The organism is Mucilaginibacter celer (genome assembly GCF_003576455.2).
GTDB lineage: Bacteria > Bacteroidota > Bacteroidia > Sphingobacteriales > Sphingobacteriaceae > Mucilaginibacter > Mucilaginibacter celer.
On the sequence record NZ_CP032869.1, the window covers coordinates 3276586 to 3295989 of the forward strand.

At 44.1% G+C, this 19404-nt stretch carries 15 protein-coding genes; 11 read left to right on the plus strand and 4 right to left on the minus strand.

The annotated features are described in order from the left end of the window. Positions 1 to 16: 16 nt before the first annotated feature. Positions 17 to 3433 (minus strand): SusC/RagA family TonB-linked outer membrane protein, encoded by a 3417-nt coding sequence (locus tag HYN43_RS13030; RefSeq protein WP_119409762.1) that lies wholly within the window; start codon positions 3431 to 3433, stop codon positions 17 to 19. Positions 3434 to 3713: 280 nt separating this feature from the next. Then, positions 3714 to 6287 carry a BamA/TamA family outer membrane protein gene (locus HYN43_RS13035; protein ID WP_119409763.1) on the minus strand — a complete coding sequence of 858 codons (2574 nt, stop codon included), beginning with the start codon at positions 6285 to 6287 and terminating at the stop codon, positions 3714 to 3716. 252 nt (positions 6288 to 6539) lie between these two features. Here HYN43_RS13035 and HYN43_RS13040 point away from each other — a divergent pair, with 252 nt between their 5' ends. Then, positions 6540 to 6839: a hypothetical protein gene (locus HYN43_RS13040; protein WP_119409764.1), complete on the plus strand. Its 300-nt coding sequence runs from the start codon at positions 6540 to 6542 to the stop codon at positions 6837 to 6839. A gap of 53 nt (positions 6840 to 6892) precedes the next feature. Here the strand turns inward: HYN43_RS13040 and HYN43_RS13045 are convergent, their stop codons facing one another. Next, positions 6893 to 7366, minus strand: coding sequence for a Dps family protein (locus HYN43_RS13045; RefSeq protein ID WP_119409765.1), 474 nt, complete (start codon positions 7364 to 7366; stop codon positions 6893 to 6895). 729 nt (positions 7367 to 8095) lie between these two features. On the opposite strand from HYN43_RS13045, the gene HYN43_RS13050 reads away from it, so the two are divergent. The 9 genes from HYN43_RS13050 to HYN43_RS13090 are packed head-to-tail and all read left to right on the plus strand — an operon-like array spanning position 8096 to position 16787. Continuing rightward, positions 8096 to 9163: a glycosyltransferase family protein gene (locus tag HYN43_RS13050; protein ID WP_119409766.1), complete on the plus strand. Its 1068-nt coding sequence runs from the start codon at positions 8096 to 8098 to the stop codon at positions 9161 to 9163. Positions 9164 to 9172: 9 nt separating this feature from the next. After that, the gene (locus HYN43_RS13055) at positions 9173 to 10000 is read left to right on the plus strand and encodes a cytidylyltransferase domain-containing protein (RefSeq protein WP_119409767.1); all 828 of its coding nucleotides are present in this window, start codon (positions 9173 to 9175) and stop codon (positions 9998 to 10000) included. Positions 10001 to 10016: 16 nt separating this feature from the next. Continuing rightward, the gene (locus HYN43_RS13060; RefSeq protein WP_119409768.1) at positions 10017 to 10874 is read left to right on the plus strand and encodes a transketolase; all 858 of its coding nucleotides are present in this window, start codon (positions 10017 to 10019) and stop codon (positions 10872 to 10874) included. A 1-nt stretch (position 10875) separates the two neighbouring features. After that, positions 10876 to 11814, plus strand: a complete 939-nt coding sequence (locus HYN43_RS13065) for a transketolase family protein (RefSeq protein WP_119409769.1) — start codon at positions 10876 to 10878, stop codon at positions 11812 to 11814. 11 nt (positions 11815 to 11825) lie between these two features. Beyond that, on the plus strand, positions 11826 to 13166 hold the full coding sequence (locus HYN43_RS13070; protein WP_119409770.1) for an aminotransferase class III-fold pyridoxal phosphate-dependent enzyme: 1341 nt from the start codon (positions 11826 to 11828) through the stop codon (positions 13164 to 13166). Between the two features lie 3 nt (positions 13167 to 13169). Then, positions 13170 to 13973: an SDR family oxidoreductase gene (locus HYN43_RS13075; protein ID WP_119409771.1), complete on the plus strand. Its 804-nt coding sequence runs from the start codon at positions 13170 to 13172 to the stop codon at positions 13971 to 13973. Between the two features lie 12 nt (positions 13974 to 13985). Further along, the gene (locus HYN43_RS30770) at positions 13986 to 15425 is read left to right on the plus strand and encodes an HAD-IA family hydrolase (RefSeq protein WP_119409772.1); all 1440 of its coding nucleotides are present in this window, start codon (positions 13986 to 13988) and stop codon (positions 15423 to 15425) included. A gap of 2 nt (positions 15426 to 15427) precedes the next feature. Continuing rightward, positions 15428 to 16399, plus strand: coding sequence for a sterol desaturase family protein (locus tag HYN43_RS13085; protein ID WP_119409773.1), 972 nt, complete (start codon positions 15428 to 15430; stop codon positions 16397 to 16399). Positions 16400 to 16409: 10 nt separating this feature from the next. After that, the gene (locus tag HYN43_RS13090) at positions 16410 to 16787 is read left to right on the plus strand and encodes a DMT family transporter (RefSeq protein ID WP_119409774.1); all 378 of its coding nucleotides are present in this window, start codon (positions 16410 to 16412) and stop codon (positions 16785 to 16787) included. A 396-nt stretch (positions 16788 to 17183) separates the two neighbouring features. Here the strand turns inward: HYN43_RS13090 and HYN43_RS13095 are convergent, their stop codons facing one another. Beyond that, positions 17184 to 18053 (minus strand): inositol oxygenase family protein, encoded by an 870-nt coding sequence (locus HYN43_RS13095; protein ID WP_119409775.1) that lies wholly within the window; start codon positions 18051 to 18053, stop codon positions 17184 to 17186. A gap of 194 nt (positions 18054 to 18247) precedes the next feature. Here HYN43_RS13095 and HYN43_RS13100 point away from each other — a divergent pair, with 194 nt between their 5' ends. Then, positions 18248 to 19255 carry a LacI family DNA-binding transcriptional regulator gene (locus HYN43_RS13100; protein WP_119409776.1) on the plus strand — a complete coding sequence of 336 codons (1008 nt, stop codon included), beginning with the start codon at positions 18248 to 18250 and terminating at the stop codon, positions 19253 to 19255. The last annotated feature ends 149 nt before the right edge of the window (positions 19256 to 19404 follow it).

The following is a 19404-nucleotide window of genomic DNA, read 5'->3' on the forward strand; positions in this document are numbered from 1 at the left end:
TGTTTCGATTTATATATTAGAAACCAAAGTTTAAGTTAACACCATAGCGACGTGATGTTGAGCTTTGCAGATCGCTGCTCAAGCCCTTAACACCCTGTGTACCAAGAGTTGACAGGTTAAACCCTGAAGCATACTGATCAAGATCAATGTCTTTACGTGCGGCAAAGTATAACAGGTTACGGCCTACCAGGGTAATTGAAGCCCTGCGGATAAATGATTTACCCAGGAATTTTTGAGGGATGGTGTAACCAATAGTTACCTCGCGCAGTTTTGCATAAGTACGGCTGATCAAAAAGGCCTCGTCAATATTTTGGTTAAATAAACCGTTTGAAGCATAGTTTTGTACAGTGGTTGGCACTGTGTTTGGAGCAAAAGTTAACTCGTTAAGGTTTGAAATAACACCGTTTGCATATTTTGGAGTACCGGAAGCGATAACCACACCCGGGCCAACATACGAACCTAAGCCGTTGTTACCAACTTTACCGGTAGAAACTAATGAGTTCCAATCGGCTAAACGGGCTGCACCGTAGGCACCCTGTACGGTTTCGATAGCTGTACCGGCGTTCATCATACGTGAGTAAACCTCATCATAGATTTTACCGCCTACGCGGCCATCAAACTGGAAGCTTAAAGAAAATGCTTTGTAGCTGAATTTGTTATTGATACCGAAGCTAAAGTCTGGGTTTAAGTGACCTAAGTATTGCAGGTTATCAATACCTGATTGAGATGGCAATGGAATACCGGCAGAGTTATTAATGATCTGTCCATCTGGCGAACGCAGGAATTTGATACCATAATAACCATCTAAACGGTCGCCGATTTTGTACACGTGGTTATTAATCGGAATACTTTTCTCATCACCGTAAATATCCTTAAGGGTTTCTTTAAAGGTAGAGTAGTTAACAAGTATATTCCATGAGAAACCGTTAGGGTTACGTATTACCGCTCCATCTAATGATAGCTCGAAACCTTTTTTCAGCGAAGTAACCGCATTTTCGGTGTGCGCATAATAAAGGGTTGAAGAAGGTATACCTAACGGGAATATCGACGGACCGTTAACTGTTCTGAAATAGGTACCGGCAAAACTTAAACGATTATTAAAGAATTTAACATCAAGGCCGCCTTCATAAGATCCTACGTCAAATGGATTAACTTTAGGATTAGCAAGCGTATTTGAAATTGCGATGGAAGAAGTACCATTGTAGTATGTACCAGATGATAAACCTAACTGGTTAGCATATGATGGACCATCATATGATGAATATAATTCTGTACCGTAGCCCAACAATCCCGAGTTAACCGTTTTGGTAAAGTTTGTTGAAGCAGCATAAGCTGAGGGAATGGTTGAGCTGGTTAAAGCGCCCTTAACATCCGCCCATGATGCGCGTACTTTTAAGAATGAGATAACCTCAGGAAATTTAACATAGTCGCTGATTACCGAGCTAAGTGCTACCGATGGGTAGAAAAATGTGTTATTACCTGAAGGCAGCGTAGATGTTTTATCTACACGGCCGGTAGTGCTGAGGGTAAAATAGTTTTTATAACCGATATCAACCGAGTAATAAGCACTGTAAACCTGCATATTGGCGTTATAGGCATAAACCCTTGCGGCTGAGTTTTTAGAGTTATTTAAGCTGTAAGCCGCGTTATCAAGCTGGCTTCCGTTTGATTGCAACCAGTTGGTCGAGCTCCAGTCTGATACATATTTATACGAGCGTGAGTTTGCACCTGCTAATGCACTGATGTTAAAATCCTTAATGGTTTTGTTATATGATAACAAAACATCGGTATTATTCTCAATCAGGTTACGGTGATCCTGGCGGAAATCACCGGTATAAGTGGCATCCCAGGTTTTAAACGGCGAACCGCTTGGAGCAAGGTACGAGTTCAATACAGTTGAAGATGGCACTTTTTCGGTACGTAACTGATCCCAGGTAGTAACCTGCGAACGCACAGCCAGATTCAAATCTTTATTGAAGCTATAAGTTAATTTTAAATAACCGTAAACATCGGTTTTGTAGTGACCACGCAGCCATTCGTTGGCAACAAAGTAAGGGTTGTTTTCACGACCGTACTCTGCATAGTATTGTGTAACACCCGGTTTACCAAGCGGATTACCGGCAGGAGCTTTATAATAATCCTCCATATCGCGTACATCCCAGCTGGCCGAACCATATACTTTAAACATGTATGGATAGCTGTTTGGGCCGTAACCGGCATCAGGAATATTTTTGCTGTACTGAGTATTGAAGTTTAAGTTACCATCAACACGTAATTTATTGCTGATTTTGTAACCGAGGCTCAGGTTAAGGTTATCGGCATTTAAACCTGTGTTAGGGCCTGTACCTTTTTGGTAGTTGTGCGCGTAAGATGCACGAAGGTCATAAAGCTCGCCAGATGCACCGATGGCAAGGTTGGTGTTGCTTAATAAACCTGTTTCGATAAAGTTTTCGTAGTTATTTTTACCCCTTGCCAACCATGGTGAAGTACCACGGATGCCGGTTACCGGATCGATAGGGCTATCATACTGCCTTACCGGCTGACCATCAAATTTAGGACCCCAGATGTTGGCACGGAACGAACCGCTACCTGCGGTGGCAGCTGTACTGTACAAACCAGATCCGTAATCATAAGCGTAAGCTGTACCATAACCGTAATCAGTTTGGTTTTTAGGAACGGCAACCAAACCTTTTTCAAGCATAGTGCTTGAGTTCAGATCGATAGAGAAACCTCTTTTATCTTTGGTACCGCGTTTGGTAGTGATCAGGATAGCACCGTTTTGGCCTCTGAAACCGTAAAGGGCCGCAGCGTTAGGGCCTTTTAATACGGTATATGTTTCAACGTCGTCGGCACTAATGTTAAAGGTATCAGAGTTGATCGGCACACCGTCAACCACAAAAAGAAGATCGGTGCTACCACGTAAAACCAATTGCGGGCGGCCTAATAACTCGGCAGAAACGCCTACGTTTAAGCCGGCAACCTTACCAACCAATGAGTTGATAGCATTTGGCTCACGGGCTTTGGTTAACTCCTCGCCTTTTACATCCTGTGATGAGTAACCTATGCGGCGAACTTCCTTTTTAACACCCAAAGCCGTTACAACAACTTCGGTTAATGATTTCGAATCAGATTTCATTTGGATTGAAAGGTAGGTTTCTGTTCCGATGGTTACTTCCTGTGAAGCATAACCAACAAAGTTGAAGGTTAAAACATCTCCTTTGGTAGCCGCAATTGTAAAGCGGCCTTCAATACCGGTTACAGTACCGGTGTTTGTACCTTTAATCCGTACACTCACGCCGGGAAGCGGCTGATTGGCATCATCTAAAATGATACCTCTGATCGTTAAGCTTTGCGCCTGCAGGTTACTGTAAGTAAACAAGCAAACCACAAAAAGCAGCAACAACCGTGAAATTTTAAGTAAATTTTGTTTCATTGCAATACAGTTAGTTTGCAACAAAACTACCGGCGCTGTATTAAGGCAGGATTTTCATATTAATAAGATAGGAATAAGGAATTATAAACAAATGTATTTTAAAGCCTCATTTTATCATTTAATGTTAAATATTTCTTAATTCTTTTAACATTGATACAATTTGGCACACCGAAGCCATAACTCACTCTAAACCAATCTAAAACCAAAAGAGCCGAAAAATCGTTTTATCAATTTCCGGCTCTTTTTCGTTATGCTTTATATGCGCTTTCGCATAGATTAATTACAGCCTGAAATTAAGCGATATGTAAGGATACCAGCCCTCGCTGGAGTGACCTGCAAGCAACTGTAATACCGTTAAGCTGGCCGGCGCAAAATATAAGCCGCCGCCGGTGCCTGTATGCCATTTATCCGAGTGCTCATCTTCTATCCAAACACGGCCGGCATCATAAAAGCCTACAAGCCCCAGCTCGCCGGGTAAAATGTAGCTGGCTATATCAACCAGCTTAACTCTGCCCTGCAAATTGTTAAACACCATGTGCTTGCCTGCAAAGCGGTTTTGTAAGTAGCCGAGTAAATTACCTTGTCCACCTAAAAACATCGATTGATAAAAAGCAGGCTTGCCAAAACTTACGCCGCCGCCTACCCTGTCTGACAGCACAATGGCACCGCCCGGGGTAAGGCTTTGGTAATAAGTAAACTCGGGTTTGATCTGCACAAACGATTTTGAATAATCATTAAGTCCGGTATAGCCCTGAGCTGTTACCGTAAAATAGAAACCTTTTTTTGGCAGGATATTATTATCGCGCTGATTGGTTGTGTAATTGATAAGCGCGCCAAGGTGTGCTTTGTTCTTACCAACGGTTAAACTATCGTACGAATTGATGAGTGATGATTGGTTGATAAACCGTCCGGCATTATCATTCAAATCGAGGTGATAAAACTGGAATGAGGGGCCCACGCTGATATCACTGTTTTTACCGGTATGCCAGCGGATAGCAGGGTCGAACTGGTAAATATCATACCGGGTGCGGTAATAAGTACGGTAGCCCGGAAATTTGTTCAACGTGCTGGTGTTACCAAGACCAAAAAAGTTCACCGTATTATCGGGCGATTGAATATTGGCCTGCATGGTAAAATCAGCCTTACCAAAGGCATCAATCCACTCACCTTTATAATTGATCCTAAACGCGTCGGTAGCAAACGAGTGGGTGATCATTACCTGCTGCACGGTTGAATAAGGGAGCTTACGGAAACCATCATGACCGGTATATTTAAAACCCAGGCCTAATAAAAAGCCATCATCCTTATTTAAGGCCGCTGTAGCAAGCGGCATCCATACATTATATAGGTTGGTAGGTAAAAACTGAGTATTTGAGGTATCGTTTGATAAATGTTTGCTTAACCGGCCCGCATTACCTGTAAATGTGATACTATCCTGCCGACCGTAAAACTGCACCCGGCGTGATGCCTGTTTAACATCAACTGTTTTGTTGCCTATACTATCTATCAGCCTCAATTTTATTGATGAATTAGCGGTATTGATCTGCACTTTATCATCGCCGGCCGAGGTATATAACCTGATCTCCTTAGTGATATCAGGAGTATAAATCATATCCATTAACTGATCTTTGGTATCGTCATCTTTGTTAAGCTTTGATACAGTGATGCGGGTTGCGTTATTCGGGGCATCGGTAATAGTGATCAGTTCGCTTTTATCGGTTGTGCGGATATCAACTATGCGGTTGATAAATTTATAGTATTCGGTCATTGCCGCGGGAATATTATCGCGACGCTTTTTTAATATGGCCAGTAATTCGGCATGCCTTAAATTATACGATTCTTTGGGTAAGCGTTTTAAACCGGCTTCCAACACTTCGTCGGTCTCGGCTTTTACAAACTCATTCACTACCTTCATGTACTCGTCATAGCTAAGATGCGCGTCGGGGTACTCCTTCATGAAGCGGGTTTTAAAAAGAGAAAATTTTACCCGCGGGATCTCCGGGCTGAAATCTTCGAGCAAAGGGTCTATCCACGGTAAAGCCGCAATGGAGGGGAATACACCCTGGGTTACGTGAAACACCTGGTCTCGGTCGCGCGGAACGGCGGTATAGGTTTTGCCTTTGCCCTTTTTGTCGTCGGCCCAGCGCCATTGGTCTTCGTGGCGGTCCCAGTCGCCCATCAGCAAATCAAGCAGGCGGGCGCGTAAAAACTCCTTTCCGTCCAGCCGGTTATCATTGGTTTTTAATAACTGATCCTGCATTTTAAATGAATTATCCGAATGACCGATGGGCTCCCGCTCTTCTATCAGGCAAACCAGGCCGACAAAGGTTTTGCTGTACTGGCCCAGGGCCGGGTCGGCAGCTACAACACCAATTACGGGGTTAGCATGCGGTACCTGTGCCGCCTCGGCCAATGGCGGTACAATTAAGGCCGAATATGGATGCTGGCCGCTAAACTCATCTCCTACCCAATCAACCGCGAAGGTGCCCTGCAGGTTTGGCGGCAACAGCTTATCCGGTACCTTTTCTACGCTGCGCAATACCCACTCCCTGCCACTTTTGTCTTCCAGCCTCAGCGATTTGGATTCCAGACCGCCGCCTTCCTTTACGGGGGTCAGGCCTCCGTTGACCTCCGATAATTTAATTACCGGCAGTTTAACTTTCATGGCCCAATCTTTACGATAGTTTTCGCCAAACAACCAGCGGTGTATGCCGCTCACATCATTATAAGATGCATGAACACTTACAACGGTACTATCAGGAAATTTTTGCCAGGCCGAGTGCGCTATGGCCTGCCCATGCGCATAAAAAGCGGAGGCTACAAATAGTGAGGAGGCAAGTAATTTTTTTATCATGGGTATACGTATTAAGATATAGGAGCTTTAAAAATACAGAAAAACCAAAGCAACTCGCGCACCAAAACCATAAAACACTTATTTTCAATAATTTAAACAAAAATCACAAGAAATTAAATAACGATATATCGTTATTTAATCCTATTATAATATAATTATCGGAGGTTGGGTGCAGCAACCGGCGGTTTTACGGCTGCCGGTAACCGGATATTTTCATAGTTTTAATGATATTTAATTCTTCTGATTAAAAAAATGGCAGCCAACACCAAATCACCACATATATTAAATGCGGCATCCAATTTATTGGGACTTTGTTTTGTAGTGCTTACCTCATTAAAGTTTCTGAAACTATCCGAGCGCACCTATATTGACGAAACTGTTACCATCGCCCTTGTATTTTTTATGCTGAGCTGCATTTTATCCTTCTTATCAATCCGCGGCAACATCAAACCGGGAGGCAAACTGGAAACCACGGCCGATTACCTGTTTCTGGGTGGGATGATAGTGCTTTTTATTACCGCAATCCTCATCCTGTTTAACGTAATAGCCTGACAGGAATTTACCCGCCAGGCTATCACCAATACTAAAATGTAATGTTTTTTTGCTTACCTTAAATGTGATCTCAGCATCCAGGCCATTTTTTCGTGGGTTTCCATCAAACCGGTAATGTAATCGCTTGTGCCGGCATCATGCAGATCGTTTGCAAAATAGTTGATGTTTTCGCGCAGGCGGATGATCAGGCTTTCATGATCGTTAAGCAGTTCGCGGATAAAGCCATCGCCGTCGTTTTTTTCGTGCAGTTGCTCTGAAAGATGAGTTAATTGCAGGAAACTTTTCAGCGTTGCCGGGGCGTAGTGGCCTAATGAACGGATTCGCTCGGCCACGCTATCCATAATCTCGTCAAGCTTATTATACTGCGATTCGAAAAACAAATGCTTGCTGTGAAAATCCGGGCCTTCAATATTCCAGTGCGCGTTGCGGGTTTTTGTATATAATACAAACTCGTCGGCCAGTACGCCGTTTAACGCATGGGCAACTTTAGCCAGATTTTCGGGGGTGATACCAATTTTAGGTTCCATGTTTTTATGTTTTACAGATTGATTGTTCTATGTTGATTTAAGCGGGTACCAATATCGGCACTACACTAATCGGCGATAAAAGTAAAAAGCATATCCTGTAAAAAAAATAACATTTATCACTTATACTTATTAATGACAAAAGCACCTTAAATCTTCCCATTCTAAATTAACTATTCCGGGATTTAGGTAACAAAGAAGCATTGAGGCGTTAATAACAATTGGCTTTTTCAACCTCAACAGCCCGGTCAATACGTTTTACCGGGCAACAGGTAATTTTCAAAACACAGCTAAATCAGCCATATATATAATATATTTATTTCTACATATCCTTAGTGTTAAATCACCAAATAACACCCTATCCACTCAAGCCATTACTGTTTGATTGTTAACATCATGCGCTGTTTGTTAATAAATAATTTCCTCCCGATACCCGCTTAATAATTTGATAACCATAAGTTCTCATTATCTAAAAATAGCGCCCCTACTTTTATCAAATTATAAGTTTTTTACATATGCGGACTTGATTATGGTACGTCATTAATATATCCGGGTAAAGAATTTGTAAAGACAGTACGCCCTAAAGCTTTTAATGTTGATATGAAATTCATTCAAACTGGTATCATAAACGCAACTGCCGATGCAGACTTCTTACGGGCGTCGAACTACAGAATTTGTTCAAAATCAGCCTGTACCTTACCACTCACAAATAAAGCTAATTGAAATAAAAGGATGAAGAAAATATTGTTCATTACCGGTTCAATTAACCAAACCACGCAAATGCACCAGATAGCCAATGAGCTGCCTGAATTTGATTGCTGGTTTAGCCAGTTGTTTACAGATAACGCCCCTCTTAATTATATACTAAATAATACAAAGCTTTTTAACGGCACTGTATTATCAAACAAATTCAGAATCATTTCTGAAGAATATTTAAATAATCACGGCCTTCAGATTGATTTTGCCGCCCGCAAAAACCAGTACGACCTGGTGGTGTTCTGCACCGATCTCATCGTACCGCAGCGGATGCGCAAAACCAAAACTATCTGGGTTCAGGAGGGTATGATTGACCGTTATACACCGTGGAGCCACATTGTGCGCAATTTAAAATTGCCTCCTACCTTATGCGGCAACACTTCGCTTAACGGCTCATCAAATCGTTGTGATATTTATTGCGCCGCGTCTGAAGGTTATCGCCAGTATTTTGCAGGTAAAGGAACACCTAAAAGCAAGATTGTAGTGGCTGGTATGCCTAATTATGACAACCTGGCACAACATGTAAACAACGATTTTCCGCACCATGGCTATGTTATGGTAGCCACTACCGATATGCGCGAAACCTTCCGTTTTGAAAACAGGATAGCTTTTATTAAAAAAGCGGTGGCTATTGCCAATGGCCGTCCCTTGCTATTCAAGTTGCACCCTAACGAAAATGCCGAACGCGCCGAAAAGGAAATTAAAGCTAATACCCCTGCCGGTACGCTTGTTTATGCCAAAGGCAACACCAACCACATGATAGCCAACAGTGTTGAGCTTATCACTCAATATTCAACCGTGGTATATACAGGCATAGCGTTGGGCAAAAAAGTACACTCATTATTTGATGTTGATGAGTTGAAAAGACTTACACCGGTACAAAACGGAGGAACATCAGCTAAAAACATAGCTGCTTTATGCCGTGATTATATTAACTACAACGGTGCTGCTGAAAACTACGATCCTATTATGGCTTTGGCACAGCACCAGGCCCGCGAAGAAGCAAACCTGCAATTGAAACCCGAGTTAGTTGAAACCTGGTAATATTTTACCATGAAAGATAAGATACTGATTGTTATACAGGCCCGCATGGCCTCAAGCCGCTTGCCAGGCAAGGTAATGCTGCCCATATTGGGTAAAAGCTTGCTTGCGCGGATGATTGAACGCCTGCAGATGATAAAACATAAGGCACAACTGGTGGTAGCAACATCCGAAACGGCTGATGACGATATTATTGAAACCGAGGCGAATGCTATCGGCATTCCCTGTTTTCGTGGCAGCCTAAACAACCTGCTCGACAGGCATTACCAGGCAGCTAAACTATATAACGCGGACGTTGTATTAAAAATCCCTTCAGATTGCCCGCTGATTGATCCGAAAATCATCGACGAAGTGCTTGATTATTTTTTCGCCAACCGAGGTCAATTCGATTTTGTGAGCAACCTGCATCCTGCGACCTACCCCGATGGTAACGATGTGGAGATTATGACTATAGAGTGTCTTACCAACGCCTGGGAAAATGCAACACGTCCTTTAGAACTGGAGCATACCACCCCTTACATCTGGGAGAATCCGGAATTATTCAGCATAGGAAATTTCGCCTGGCCAACGGGTTTGGATTATTCCATGTCGCACAGGTTCACTATCGATTACGCTGAGGACTATTATTTTATCGAAAGGATCTTCAGGGAGCTTTACCCGGAAAACAACGCCTTTTCCTGCCGGGAGATTCTCGATCTGTTGGAGCAAAAACCAGAGATCTATAACATCAACGCCCAATACGCCGGTGTAAACTGGTATCGGCATCATATCGATGAACTGAAAACAGTATCAGCCGATAAAACAAGGCAGGCACCTACAACAACTATACAAGAGCAATAAAAAAGAAGAATATAGCGTGGAGAACAAGAATTACGAAGAATTAACAGCAACGGCGCTTAAAGTAAGGGAGCATATTATCCGCATGTCTACCGATGGCGGTTGCTTTACGGGCGCATCACTCTCGGCGGTAGACCTGATTGTGTACCTGTACAGCAGTTTTTTAAACATCAACAAGGATAACCTGAACGATCCCGATCGCGATTATCTTTTCCTATCAAAAGGCCACGATGTACCTGCCCTGTACGGCACTTTTGCCGAACTGGGATTACTGGAAAAAGATCGCCTTAAAAATCATCTGTTATTGAACGACCATATCTACTGGCACCCCAATACCAAAATTCCGGGTATCGAATTTCATTCAGGCTCATTAGGCCATTTACCATCGGTAGCTTTAGGTGTTGCTTTGGATTTGAAGATCAGCGGAAGCACCAACAAGGTGATCTGCATTTTGGGTGATGGCGAGTTGAACGAAGGTACCTGCTGGGAAGCTGTATTGGTGGCTAATGCTTACAAGCTTGATAACCTGATCTTTATTGTTGACAGGAACCAGTTCCAGGCCAATATGCGTACTGAAGAACTGATTCCGCTGGAGCCGCTTGCTGATAAATTCGCCGCTTTTGGAGCAGCGGTTAAACGTATTAACGGGCACAGCTTCGCCGAATTGGACGAAGCGCTAAACGCCTACCCTTTCCAAACCGACAAACTGAATGTACTCATTGCCGATACCATACGCGGTAAAGGCCTGCCAAGCATCCAGGAGCGTGCCGACAGGTGGTTCTGCAATTTCAACGCAGGTGAAGTTGAGCAGCTTTTGCTCGAACTGCACGGCGAACACAACACAACATTAACATCCGAAACTTTAGTGGTGAGATAAGATGAGTTACGAAGAACTTTTAACCCAAACAGCCCTTGCCGATGAGCAGGTGGTAGTAATGACCGCCGAAAACCGCGCGCTGGTACGCAACCTGCCCGCCAAATTAGGCAAACGTTTTATTGATACCGGCATCACCGAACAAACCATGGTTGGCGCTGCTGCCGGCCTGGCTTTACGTGGCCGTGTGCCGGTTATACATGCCCTGGCGTCGTTTTTAACCATGCGTGCTTTCGAGTTTGTGCGTACCGATGTGGGCATTGCCAATCTGCCGGTAAAACTAAGCTCGTTTATCCCCGGCTTTTTATCGGATGGGAACGGCCCTACCCACCAGGCTATCGAGGATATTTCGATTATGCGCGGCATCCCTAATGTAACCGTTTTTGCCCCTGCCGATGAGGACGATCTGGTAAAAATGTTGCCGCAGATCTGGGCAAGCAAAAGCCCTGCCTATACCCGCATCAACACCCGCCAAACAGCTTATAACCACGAGCCATTTGTGATGGGCAAGGCAGAAGTAATAACCGAAGGCACAGATGTAACTATTTTAACCTACGGCCTGCTGTTTGAACAGGCGCTGATAGCTATTGAGATGTTAAAAGCTGAAGGTTTATCCGTTGGCCTGATCAATATGCGCAGCCTTAAACCGGTTGATGAAGAAGCCATTCTGAAAGCATCGGCACAAAGCAAACTGGTGGTTACGCTTGAAGATCATTTTGTAACCGGCGGCCTTTACACCATTGTTGCCGAAGTTTTATTGAAAAACCGTACTACAGCTAACGTATTGCCTATCGCCCTGAATGAAAAATGGTTCAGGCCATCGTTATTGCCATCAGTATTGGAATACGAAGGTTTTACCGGCAAACAGATAGCCGAGCGGATATTAGGTTACCAAACCGAACACCACCAACCACAAATTTTAACCCCTGAATTTTCAGAATAAAAATATTTACCATGGCCAATAAAATTGAGCTTAACAACGACTTCCCGATCATCACCGAATCGGACAAATTATACGAACGCGCTTTAAAAGTGCAGAAACCGGTTACCCAAACCTTAGCAAAAGGCCCAGGCCAGTTTACCAAAGGTGCAGCGCCTAAATACCTTGTAAAGGGCAAAGGTTCGCATGTTTGGGATGCGGATGGCAACGAGTTTATTGACCTGAACGCTGCTATCGGTCCGGTTTCATTAGGCTATGCCTACCCGGCTGTTGATGAGGCTATCCGCACACAACTAAACGATGGTATTACTTTTTCATTAATGCACCCCCTGGAAGTTGAACTTTCTGAACTTGTTCAGCAGGTTGTGCCAAATGCCGAAGCTGTAAAAATTTCAAAAACAGGTGCCGATGTTTGTTCGGCGGCTATCCGCGTAGCACGGGCATTTACCGGGCGCGATAAAGTATTTTGCTGCGGCTACCACGGCTGGCACGATTGGTATATCGGCATCACCAGCCGTAACTCTGGCGTTCCAGAAGCTATCCAGGATTTGACCTATACTTTTGAATATAACGATATCGAATCGGTAAAAGCCGCTTTGGATGAAACTGTTGCTGCTTTGATCCTTGAGCCATTCATTTTCGAGGCACCGAAACCAGGTTATTTACAGGAACTGGCTGAGGCTTGCAAAGCCAACGGCACCCTGTTAATTTTTGATGAGATGTGGACAGGTTTCCGCATAGCTGTTGGCGGTGTGCAGGAATATTTTAACGTTAAAGCCGATCTGGCGGTGTTTTCAAAAGCATGCGCCAACGGTATGCCGATAGCTTTATTAACCGGCCGTGCCGATGTAATGGAGCTTTTCAATTCGGAAGTGTTTAGCTACACCACTTTCGGCGGCGAGGCTTTATCCTTAGCTGCTTGTATTGCTACTATCAACGAGCTTCGCGATAAAAATGTGCCGCAATACCTTGATGAGCACGGCGCTTTATTGAAAGATGGTTACAACAGCCTCGCTATTGAGTTAGGCATGGATAAATACACCCGCGCCGTAGGCTTTAACTGCCGCAGCATGGTAACTTTTACACCCGATGCAGGCAATGGATTAGAAGTAAAAACCCTGATGCAACAGGAAATGATTAAACGCGGTGTTCTTTGGGCCGGTTTCCACAACATGAGCTACAGCCACACCACCGAGGATATCGACTATATTCTTGCTGCTTACCGCGATGTATTGCCACTGGTAAAAGAAGCTATTGAAAGCGGCAACATCAAACAATACCTTAAAGGCGAAGTGCTTGAGGCTGTTTTCCGCAAGGTGAGCAATTACAATATCAAACCTAAAACTACCGCCTAAGCCATGGAGCTTTTTTCATTAAAAGGAAAAACAGCTGTAGTTACGGGTGCTTTAGGCCTTATCGGCCAAAAACACTGCGAGGCCCTTGCAGCGGCAGGAGCCAACGTGGTAGTAGCTGATTTAGGAGCTGAGCAAACCGCCCTATTCGCTGCACAATTAGGCGATAATCATTTGGGCATTGAGGTTGATGTAACCAGCAAAGAATCATTAATTGACGCGCTTAATGCCGTATTAAACAAATACGATTCGGTGGATATATTGGTGAACAACGCCGCCATTAACGATAAGTTTGAAAATCCGGCCATGGCCAAAGAGCTTTCGGCTTTTGAAAACTATCCGTTAGAGGCTTTTCAGCTATCGCTTAACGTGAACATTACCGGCGTGTTTTTATGCTCGCAGGTGTTTGGCACCCAGATGTCATTACAGCGCAGCGGCAGCATCATCAACATTGCCTCAACTTACGGTATTGTTGGGCCTGATCAAACGATCTATCGCGATGCACAGGGAAAACAAACCTTTTATAAGTCGGCAGCTTACCCGGTGACCAAGGGGGCTATCATCAACTTTACGCGCTTTCTGGCAGCCTATTGGGGGCATACAGGTGTTAGAGTTAACACCCTTTCGCCAGGTGGCGTAGAGGCCGGGCAAACCGGGGATTTTATTAACAACTATTCAGCAAAAACACTATTGGGCCGCATGGCCAAAGCGAGCGACTATCAGGGCGCACTCATATTTCTGGCCAGCGAAGCATCGGCATACATGACCGGCGCTAACCTGGTTGTAGACGGGGGATGGACAGCAATTTAATTTAAACCTATTATGAACGAGATTTTAAAACAAAAAGCGGCAGGCATTAAACTATTGCTAACCGACAACGACGGGGTACTAACAGATGCAGGCGTATACTACAACGCCGAAGGCGAATTGCTGAAAAAATTCAGCATGCGCGATGGTATGGGTGTTGAACGCCTACGCAAACTGGCTAACGTAGAAATAGGGATTGTGAGCGGCGAAAACTCACCATCGCTGGCTAAAAGGGCCGAAAAATTAAATATCACTGAATTACATTTAGGCATCAGGGATAAAGTGGCAGCTTTTAAAGAGATCTGCAGCCGTTTAAACCTATCGCCTAACGAAGTTGCTTTTATTGGCGATGATACCAACGATATCGAGATCATGAAACTTGCAGGCCTTAGCGCCTCGCCCGCCGATGGCCTGCCACAGGTTAAGGCGCAGGTTGATTTTGTGAGCACCTTAAACGGCGGCGATGGCTGTTTCCGCGAGTTTGCAGAGTTCATCATCGAAGCTAAAAACGATAAGTTTTTAACCGGCAACCGCAATGGTACCATTACCCTGCAAAATGGTCGCGTAATTGGTAAAGGCCAGCCAAGCTATATTATTGCCGAAATCGGCATCAACCACAACGGATCGTTAGAGATCTGCAAAAAACTGATTGACGAAGCCGTAGCAGCCAAAGCAGATGCCGTAAAATTCCAGAAACGTACACCGGAAATTTGCGTTCCGCGCGACCAATGGGAAATTATGCGCGATACCCCATGGGGCCGTATTAGCTACATCGACTACAAACGCAAAACCGAATTTGGCATTGCCGAATACGCCACCATCGATCAATACTGCAAAAAAGTAGGTATCGACTGGTTCGTATCTGCATGGGATGCGCCTTCGGTTGATTTTATGGAGCAGTTTGATACCATTTTATACAAACTGGCATCAGCTTCATTAACCGATTTTGATCTGATCCAACGCATACTGGAAACCGGCAAACCGCTGATGCTTTCGACCGGTATGTCGACTATGAAAGAGATCGAAACCACGATGGATTACATCAACAAATTTGATGAAAACTATCCGCTGTTCATCGCTCATTCAACCTCGGCCTACCCATGCCCTCCACAGGAATTGAACCTTAAAATGATCCGGACTTTGGAGAACAAATATCCGGGCATCCCAATCGGTTACTCAGGCCACGAAACCGGCCTGGCTACTACCGTAGGTGCAGTAGCTATGGGGGCAACATTTGTTGAACGTCACTTTACTTTAGATAGAGCCATGTGGGGTTCAGATCATGCGGCATCTGTTGAACCAGGAGGCTTCCAACGTTTGGTTCGTGATATCCGCGATGTGGAAACAGCCGCAGGCGATGGCGAAAAACGCGTTTACGAATCAGAACTGGCACCGATGAAACGCCTGCGCGTTAACATCAGCGACGAATACAAAGAAAAACCAACCGTAAAATAATAATGCCACAGGAACAAGTACTTACCATCACATCCACTATCCTTTTTTGCTGGATAGCATTCATCATTGCCTGGGAGCGGATCTCACCTTACAGAAAAGGTTTGAAATTTTTCAGGGAAGGGTTTTGGATCGACCTGGTATGGTACACGCTGATACAAAGTTACTTTCTCAAAATTCTGATTTTCGATTATATCATCGCGCCTATGCAAAGGCATTGGGACTTGTCGCATTTTCATTTTGTGAGTAACTGGCCGGTGGCTGTGCAGGTGTTGTTCTTTTTGTTTACACACGATCTGTATATCTACTTGTTTCACCGCTTTCAGCATTCCAATAAGCTTTTCTGGAGGTTTCACGAAGCGCACCATTCGGGTAAGGAAGTTGATTTCCTGGCCGGATCACGGTCGCATGTTGTAGAAATTATTATCAATCAAACCATCGAGTTTGCACCTATCATTCTGTTAGGTGCCGACCCGATGGTTATACCGATAAAAGCCATGTTGGATGCCATGTTCGGCATGTTTATCCATGGCAATATCAAGGTAAACATGGGCAAGCTGAAATACATCATCAACTCGCCCGAGCTGCATTTATGGCACCATGCCAACTACATCGAGGTGTTTCACGCCAACTTTGCTACCAAGTTTTCATTTTGGGATTACCTGTTTAAATCAGTTTATGATCCGGGCCACGCGCCGGGAGACAAACCCGAAAACTGGGGATTACATTATGATTATCCGCGCGATTACTTTTTGCAGCATGCCTTTAGTGTAAAACGCTTTGACGAGCAAAAGCTGCTTAAATACCGCTGGTTTAGCTGGTATTATAATTTACGGCCACAGTTAATGGGCCTCTTAAACAAAGCGCTGCCGGCTAAGTTAAAAGCATCTGTACAACAAACAGATACAACAAAGGCAGCGAATAAATTGCCTGAACCGGTTATCTTAGCGCCTCAGGAAGAAAACATTTTACAATAAAACTTACACATTGGCCTGGTTATACCTTTTAATAGCTGCCGCGTTTGAAGCGGCCTGGACCTTCTGCTTAAAATTCATGAAATTCAGCGATTTGAAAGCTCTGCGCTGGAATTCGGTTTTGAGCTTGCAATATGGGTTGCCGGTTTGGTTGCCGTTTTTGGGTTATATACTTTTTGGTATCGGTAATATTTACTTCTTTTCCTTATCCATTAAATCGGTGCCCACTGCTGTGGCTTATGCCGTCTGGACGGCTGTAACGCTCATCCTGATTAAGATTGTTGAAATGACTTTTTTGGGGGAACGGCTATCGTATATGGAGATCTTTTTTATGTTGTTGATTATGACGGGTGTGTTGGGATTGAAGTTTTATGGGCCGCAGGTAAAGTAACCAAAAGGCGCATCCCTCTCTTCTGGTCGAAGTTTAGCGCAGCGTAACTTCGTCCTAAACTGTGTTAAGCTTTCAGCTTAACTTTATAACGTTTCATTTAATATTTTCAGAATCCGATAGCTTTAAAGTTTGGCTGCGGAAGCAGAATGCTTCCGACAGTTTAGGACGAAGTTACGCTGCGCTAAACTTCGACCAGAATTCGATGCAGAGACGCATAATTGCGTCTCCCGCAGGACAAGCGGCCTTGCAAATCATTTCCACCGTAAATTGCACGCGGAAGACGCAATTATGTGTGTCTACAATAAAAAATCTTCTTGATGATAAAATAGAAAAGGCCGGGTGGTTACATACACCCGACCTTACAGTTCAACTTAACCAAAGTGAATTGTTACTCTTTTATAATTTCACTGTAGCCGGTAAATATTTGGCTATCAGATCTTCATAGTATGGTTTTAATTCCGATACCACCGGTGGTTTCGGGCTTTTTGAATACAGATCGTAAGGGTTAAACTTATCAACCCATTTAAACATCTCCTGGTCGTGCGCGGTTAGTAAATGATCGTACGCTTTCTCGCGGTGCTGCGAATAAAACGAGTGATAACGGATCATGTACAGCGCCTCTTCCGGTAGGTGATCTTTAGTGATCTGGTACAAATACTCATCGTGTCCCCACGACATTTGTACATTATCCAAACCGCATTGATGCGTATAAACACCATATTTGGTATTGAAACGCTCATCATAGCTATCCGGGTTATCGGCAAAAAACTCAGGATAAACTATCTTATCCGAAAATTTGCAGCCTACCGGGAAGGTATCCCCTACCACGTTCCATTGGGGCTCGCCAAAAAGGCAAAGTACTTTACCCAGGTCGTGGATAAAACCGGTTAATACAAACCAGTCCGGGTGACCATCGGCGCGGATCGACTCGGCAGTTTGCAGTAAATGCTGTAACTGATCGAGTGAAATATCCGGATCCGAATCATCAACCAATGTATTCAGATACTCCATGGCTTTCCACCATGGCATTTCCATTTTATCAAACTTTAAAAAATTGGCCTTTTTGGCCAAAACGTTATCATAAGTTTGATACTTGTGATTTAACCTGTAAAACTCGCGTACCGGGTTATCTTCGGCCTCGCTGTATACTCTGAACTCATCCTTCGCTTTGGCAGGGCCCGGCTCCGGGTAACGTTCTAACACATCATCTTCCCACTCTTCGATACTGGCCAAAGGAGAAATTTCCTTTTCGGTTAACTTGTCCATGTCGGTTGTTTTTGGTTTTTATAACTGGTTGGTTGGCTTGTAATAAGCCGTTATCCAAGGTTATAGCGACCTATCACACTACTAAATTCCTAAAAAAACATACCCGATTTATTGATCCGTCCGGATTTATTTACGTAAACGTTTACGTAAATCTGTTACATTAGCGGTTTAAAACCCCGCTACAATCAGCCTTTGTGGATAAAGTAAACATCAAAAAGCTCGCCGCCGAACTTAACCTCTCTGCCGCTACCGTATCGCGCGCGTTAAGGGACAGCCATGAAATTGGCGCGGCAACCAAGGCAAGGGTAATGGAAATGGCGCGGAAGATGAATTACGTAGCCAACCCATCGGCCAGTAACCTGCGCAGCCATAAAAGCAAAACCATAGCGGTTATTGTGCCTGAGATTGCAAACAGCTTTTTTTCGCAGGCTATAAACGGTATTGAAGAGATTGCCCGTGCGCATAATTATCACGTACTGATATACCAGACCCACGAGAACGTTGAAGCTGAAAACGCCTTTATCCGAAGCCTGCTAAGCGGACGTGTAGATGGGATTTTAATATCGATAGCCAGCGGTACAAGCGAAAGCCGGAATTATAAGGATGTATTGCCCGTTTTGCCTTTGATATTTTTCGACAGGGTTTGTGAGGATATCGAGGCCATCAAAATAACCACCAACGATTACCAGAGCAGTTATACCGCCACCAAACATCTCATTGAAAATGGCTGCAAAAAGATAGCGTATTTAAAAGCTATTGACCATACTCCTGCCGGAAAAAACCGCATAGCTGGCTATGTTAATGCTTTAAAGGATAGTGAGATTTTATTTGATGAGCGGCTAATGATAGATACCCGGAGCGAGCAGGAAAATGTTGAGTTGATCAAAAATCTGCTGCAAACTCAGAAGCCGGACGGGCTCATCGCCTCGATAGAAGAGCTATCTCTCCCCTGCTATTACGCGTGTCGGGAATTAAGCTTGAAAATCCCAACGGATGTAAAGATCATTAGCTTTTCGAACCTGAAAACAGCCGGGATTTTAAACCCATCGCTTACAACAATAGCTCAACCTGCATTTGAAATGGGCCGGACAGCGGCCGGGATTTTGTTTAAGATATTGAACAGGAAAGAGGTTGAGCTAAACCAGACTTTGGTTTTGGATTCGGAGTTGGTGGTGCGGGATTCGACGCAAAATTTGTATTGATAGAAAAGAATAAAAAGGCGTCAGTGCGAGGCACGAAGCAATCCCCGATTTGCAGAGCGGCTATGCATGTCCGCCTTGTATAGTTTGGGATTGCTTCGTACCTCGCAATGACGTGGTGGTATTAGATTGATTTCAAGCATTGTAAAGCA